The sequence below is a fragment of the Microcystis sp. M049S2 genome, from assembly GCF_020245625.1.
Classification (GTDB): Bacteria; Cyanobacteriota; Cyanobacteriia; order Cyanobacteriales; family Microcystaceae; genus Microcystis; species Microcystis ichthyoblabe_A.
Window position 1 is genome coordinate 1 of record NZ_JADBUN010000030.1, and the last position, 5,991, is coordinate 5,991.

Here is a 5,991-nt window from a genome sequence, read left to right on the forward strand (position 1 = left end):
AAGGAGGGCGGCTTTTCAGGTGGCGGACTCTTTTTATGAATAGTGGCACACAAAGATTGCCATTCATGTTCTTCCAAAAAACTTTCACAACTCTCCTCTCCGTGTAAGCGTGCTTGATAGGTTAACCAAAGTAATCTCCAAGCTACAATTGAGTAGGTAGCTAAGGCCATCTCAATTCTCCTACCCGTTTCTAATTGCAGTTTTTCTAATCCACAACCACTTTTTAAAACAAAATGATAGCGTTCTATCAACCAGCGATAACTATACCAGCGCACACAGGTTATCGCTGATTCAAAGCTACTAATGTCTAGGCTAGTTAAGAGGAGCCAACTGATAGGATTAACCCCGGTATGCGGATTTTCTTCTTCAGCTAAAATTACCTGTAATTTGACCGGTTGACGAGGGTTCGCTTTCGAGTGATGCTTAGGTACTTGTATTTCAAAACTGGCAAATCTAACTGTTAGTTTAGCTAGTCTAGCCTCGTGATTAGGATTGCGTTTTACTTGCACATCTAGGCTACCACAGGCTTTAACTTCTCTGATGGATTGATGTAAATATTTAGGCTCTGGATGCCCTGACCTTTGCTTGTCTTCGAGATAGTTAACTTTTCGGTTATGAGTTCCTCGGATTAATAAATGAGAGTTAGGACTTCTTGATTGGGCAAATAAATCAAATATGTCTGCCTCACAATCTCCGATTGTTACTACTTGAATATCTTCGGGTATTTGTTGTTGTGTTTCTGATAAAGAATCTAACCATCTTTGACTTTATTTTTCTTCGGTTTCTCTTTTTTTTCTTTCCTTGGCAATCCCTAAATTCTTTTCTTCTCTTGCCCAGACATATTGATTAATCAGTCCTAAAGGTATTCCTTGCGCTGACACTCCTAATGTGGTATGAACTTTGAGACCAAAGGATTTTTTATAATCTAGATAACCCATTCCTTTTTTGGCTTTTTGCGTCGTAAAGTCTAAACTTGTTGTGTCTTGCACTGCCAAAACTATTGGATGTTCTTTGATTCTTTCTACTGTACTTTTGGCTTGGGCGGCAATTATATCTGACGGGTGAAAATAGGGGGAATTCCAAAAGTCGTAGGTGGCACTCGCTGCGGCTAGATTTCCCGAAGCTTGTGGCACACTTGTACTAGGTTGGCTGGTCAAGTTTTCTACGATACTGATTAACCTTTTCTTTCTTCTGGTGTCCCCTAGGTCTGCATACTGTAATTCTTGGGCTGCCCATTTCTCCATTTTTTTGCTTACCTCCACCTTAATTCCTTCTTTCAAAACTATACCTATCAATCGTTTCCCCTTTTTTTAAGTTTCTTCTCTTTTTGTTAAGAAAGATCCGACTAATGGATAGCTTATCAAGGGGGGCAGGGGGGATCGAACCTAAAATCTATTTTTGATTTAATTATAACCAGCTACTTAATACTCTTCCTTACCTTTCAGAAATCCTCTAGAATAACATTCTATAGACTTCTAAATAACTACAATGACCGATGATGCCATCCCTAGTCTAAACTTAGCGATCTCTAGTTTAGCCACGAGTAATAATTTCGCCCGTTGGGTGACGAAAGCACCCCTACCGGGGGGATATGTGCATCATGACTGTGAATGGACCGAGAGTCTAACCACGGAATGGATGGCATGGCAGGAAATGTTCTGTCTGGAAAAAATGCCGACCTTGCCCATGTTAGAGCAATTAGAGGGAAATTCTCGACCTAAACTGACTCTTTCGGGAGAAGGCGGCAGTTATGGCGGTCAATTGATGCAGAAACTAGGTATTAGTCTCTGGCAATGGTTATTTCAAGCATCAATTAGTCAAAGTTTTGCCCAAAGTCAGGGAATCGCCCTCGGCAAAAATCAGCCCCTGCGAATTCGCTTGGAATGTCGCAACCCCTATTTAATTCTGCTGCCCTGGGAAATTATGCAGCAAGCAGGTAAACAGGCCATATCTCTGCATCCGAATATACTCTTTAGCCGGACCACCAGCGATGTGGAACCACTACCACCGATAAAAACGAGTAATAGTCTCAATATTCTCTTAGTTATCGGCGAAAAACAGATTAAAACCGCCGCTAGTTCCCTCAACCTCACCGCCATTAATACCGGTGGAGAAACTAATCCCGACCAGGCACTGGAATCCGAAGCCGCCAATCTTATCCGGGCCATCTCCCCCAGTGGTTCCCCCCCTGAGAATTTGGGAGTGAAAATCAAAGTCGATACCCTAATTCGACCGGGGGCGAAAGAACTGACCGAGGCCTTGGATACGGGTAAATATAAAGCTTTTTTCTACGCTGGTCACGGAATGACCGCCCCCAATGGCGGTTCCCTATTTCTGCGGACGGGGGAACAGCTAAACGGGACGGAGTTAGCCCAAGCTTTGGTGAGAAATCAGGTTATTTTAACGGTTTTTAATGCCTGTTGGGGTGCTTATCCCGCTAAATCCGGTCAGGAGATGATTCCCCGCAGCAGTCTGGCGGAAGTCTTGATTCACCATGGCGTTCCCGCAGTTTTGGCCATGCGAGATGCGATCGCAGATCGCGAGGCCTTGAGTTTTATCGAGGTTTTTACCCGCAGCCTCCTCGGGTTCAAAGACAAAGAAGCGCAGATGTCCAAGTTGTTTCCCGGTCCGAGAGTCCCTATCGATCAGGCCGTTCGCATCGCCAGGCAGCAGTTATTAACCCTCTACAAGTACAATCAGCCCGCTTGGACTTTGCCGATTCTCTATATGCACCCGGAATTCGACGGGCAATTGCTGCAAACCCTTGATGAGACTCAATCACCGACGGTTATGCCCAATATCTCCGGAACCATGCCCGCCGCTTTCTTATACTGTCTCGATCGTCCCGAAAGAAAATGGTCAATCCGTGGTGGTGCCATGAATATAGGACGGGACATGGAAAATGATCTACAGATCGCTGAAAAATCGGTTAGTAAAAACCATTGTCGGATAATTTGCCGTAAAAATGCCGATTATCCAGACTATCAATACTTTCTCGAAGATTTCTCCCGTTTTGGTACTTTTATCTACCAAGATGGCCACTGGAAACAGGTACATAACCAAGAAGTTCCACTAGAGTCCGGTTTACAGATTCGCTTCGGCAGTCACCAAGGCCAAATCCTCGCATTTGTGGTGGAATAATTAGGGTTGGCTGAAAAAATTTGTCGTCGGGTGTGGGGTGTGGGGTGATGGGATGATGGGGGTGTGGGAATTATGAATTGGGAATTATGAATTGGGGAGGTGGGGAAGTGGGGAAATTGAACTAAAACCCTAAAACCCCAAAACCCCAAAAGCTGTCTCCTGACTCCTAACCCCAACAACAAACTTTTTGCCGCAAACCCTATCTAACTTTTTGCTTCCTCTTTCAGGGAATAAATTGGTTTAAACCAACCTTTGCGCCAGAAGTAAAAAATCAAGCCCCCCGCTACGGCTAACATGATTAACCAAACAATGAAATAACTCCATTCTCCCTTTAATTCTGGCATATTCTCAAAGTTCATGCCATAAACACCAACGATAAAAGTTAAGGGAATAAAAATCGTCGAAATTACGGTTAAAAACTTCATAATTTCGTTTAATTTATTGCCCATAGTGGACATATAAACATCCATCAAACTCGCCGCTAATTCTCGATAAGCTTCGATAATTTCCAGAATTTGAATGACGTGGTCGTAGGAATCCCGAAAATAAATTTGTACCTCATCGCTGACTATACCATGATGGTCACGCATCAGTAAATGTAGGACATTTCGCATTGGCCAAATTAAGCGACGCAGTGCCAATAATTCCCGACGAACATCATAGATTTCCTGCATGGTATCTCGATCGGGATTACTAATTATCATATCTTCCAAAGCCTCAATCCGATCTTCGTAGTGTTCTACCACGGGAAAATAACCATCAATAATCGTGTCTAATAATAAATAGGTTAAATAATCCGCCCCCGATTTTCTTACTCGTCCCTGGGAAGTGCGAATTCGATCTCTGACTATCTCAAAACAGTCCTGTAATTCCTCCTCTTGAAAACTCAAAAGATAGCGTTTTCCCAAGACAAAACTCACCTGTTCTGTATCAAAACCGCTTTCATCTTCTTTCAGTCGCACCATCTGAGAAATCACTAACAATTGATTGTTATAGTCCTCTAACTTGGGACGCTGCGGCACATTAACCACATCTTCTAATAACAAAGGATGCAGATTAAAAATTTCCCCTACTTGTTTTAAAACTGTCTCACTCCCTAACCCTTGAATATCCATCCAAGACACGGTATTTGTGCCAATATAGGGGGCGCAAGCATTGGGGGTAATATCCACCTTACGAATGGCATTATCTTCATCGTAGTCGATTAAAATAATCCGCGAGGGTTTGGCATCCGGTTCGATAATTAATGTCCCCGGTTCACTACCCGGTTCATCATAAAAATAATCGAAGTAGTCTTCTTCCTCGTCTCCATCGGTATCGGGACGGTTGTTAACGAATATATCCGGGTGTAGTTGGGTCATAAGCTTACAACAATCTGGCTAGTTTGGGCAATAAGAAAACAGAAAAGTTAAAAAATTTAATTTGCCTAAAGTTACTATCTATCGCCATGAGATTACAGTAAACTGAAAATTGTTTACTGATTTATTCCCTCCTGATAATTGTCAACGATGAGATTAATCGGGAGAATTAGCAATATTGACGGCCAAAATTTATGGAATCCGCCTCTTTTATTCCCCGTCTAGTTATCCCCGTCGGTGATCCCGCTGGAATCGGTCCTGAAGTGGTGTTAAAAGCGATCGCCGATTCCCCAATCTCGTCTATTTGTCAGATTACTCTAATCGGGACAAGAACGCTTCTCGAAAAAGCCTATCACGATCCCCATCTTCTCGATCGCTTTTCTCTGATCGATTTGCCCTACAATCAAGAAAAAATCGTTTGTGGGCGTGGGGATGCCCACAGTGGTGAAATTAGCTTTCTTTACCTGCAAGAAGCCATAAAACGTACCCTCAAGGGCGAATTTGACGGTATTGTCACCGGTCCGATTGCTAAATCCTGTTGGCAGTTGGCCGGTTATGATTTCCCCGGTCAAACGGAGGTTTTAGCTACTATGGCGGGAATTAACCGTTATGGGATGCTATTCGTCGCTAAATCCCCTCACACCGGCTATAACTTACGCACTCTCCTCGCCACTACCCACATCCCCCTGCGAGAAGTTCCCGATGCCCTGAACCCCGATCTGATGACCCGAAAACTAGACCTATTGATCGAGTCTTTAAAGCTAGATTTCGGCATCGATCGCCCAAAAATCGCCATATCTGGCCTTAATCCCCACAGTGGCGAAGCGGGAAAACTGGGAAGGGAAGAAAAGGACTGGTTACAGCCTTGGTTGCAGTCAATGGGGCAGCAATACCCGCAAACCCAATTAATCGGCCTTGTCCCCCCCGATACCCTTTGGGTGGAACCCGGACGCGCTTGGTTTAGCGGTGCAGGGCAACCCGCCGACGCATATCTGGCATTATACCACGATCAGGGTCTAATTCCCGTAAAATTAATGGCTTTTGACTGTGCTGTTAATACTACCATCGGTTTACCTTTTGTTCGCACCTCTCCAGACCACGGGACGGCTTTTGATATCGCCGGTCTTGGCATCGCTAGACCCCAGAGTATGCAAGCGGCGATCCAATTAGCGATCGAATTGTGTCAGCAGCGCCGTATAGATGGGTTTTAGCTGTTGGTAGGGCTGTTTCATTCTGCCATCAGAATATCAAAAGTAAAAGCGATCACTGTCTTTGTAAAATGAGAAGTGACCGCCAACTTTTTAAATATATGTTTATCATCTTAATAGAAAAACTGAAACAACTCAAGGACTTTCGGAAAGATAAAGGAAAAAGACACCCTTTATGGATAGTATTAGTAGTAATAATACTGGGAACAATGCTAGGATACTCAGGTTATAGAGAGCTAGGAGAGTTTGCTAAAAATAACTTGCCCTGAGCCAAGTCGAAGGGT

Annotated in this window: 3 protein-coding genes and 2 pseudogenes; 3 read left to right on the forward strand and 2 right to left on the reverse strand. The window is 43.8% G+C overall.

Annotation, left to right across the window (positions count from 1 at the left end; all coding sequences use genetic code 11):
- Positions 1-1,244, reverse strand: a pseudogene (locus IM496_RS02475) (IS4 family transposase); the annotation flags it as partial.
- Positions 1,245-1,488: 244 nt separating this feature from the next.
- Between IM496_RS02475 and IM496_RS02480 the strand changes: the two are divergent.
- A complete protein-coding gene (locus tag IM496_RS02480) occupies positions 1,489-3,141 on the forward strand; it encodes a CHAT domain-containing protein (protein WP_287661147.1) in 1,653 nt (550 codons plus the stop codon).
- A gap of 203 nt (positions 3,142-3,344) precedes the next feature.
- On the opposite strand, the gene corA is transcribed toward IM496_RS02480, so the two are convergent.
- Positions 3,345-4,502, reverse strand: coding sequence for a magnesium/cobalt transporter CorA (gene corA, locus IM496_RS02485; RefSeq protein ID WP_104395276.1), 1,158 nt, complete (start codon positions 4,500-4,502; stop codon positions 3,345-3,347).
- A gap of 191 nt (positions 4,503-4,693) precedes the next feature.
- On the opposite strand from corA, the gene pdxA reads away from it, so the two are divergent.
- Entirely contained in the window at positions 4,694-5,710 is a 1,017-nt protein-coding gene (pdxA, locus tag IM496_RS02490) for a 4-hydroxythreonine-4-phosphate dehydrogenase PdxA (RefSeq protein ID WP_194016970.1), read from the forward strand.
- Between the two features lie 98 nt (positions 5,711-5,808).
- A pseudogene (locus IM496_RS02495) lies at positions 5,809-5,967 on the forward strand (transposase family protein); the annotation flags it as partial.
- Positions 5,968-5,991: the final 24 nt, after the last annotated feature.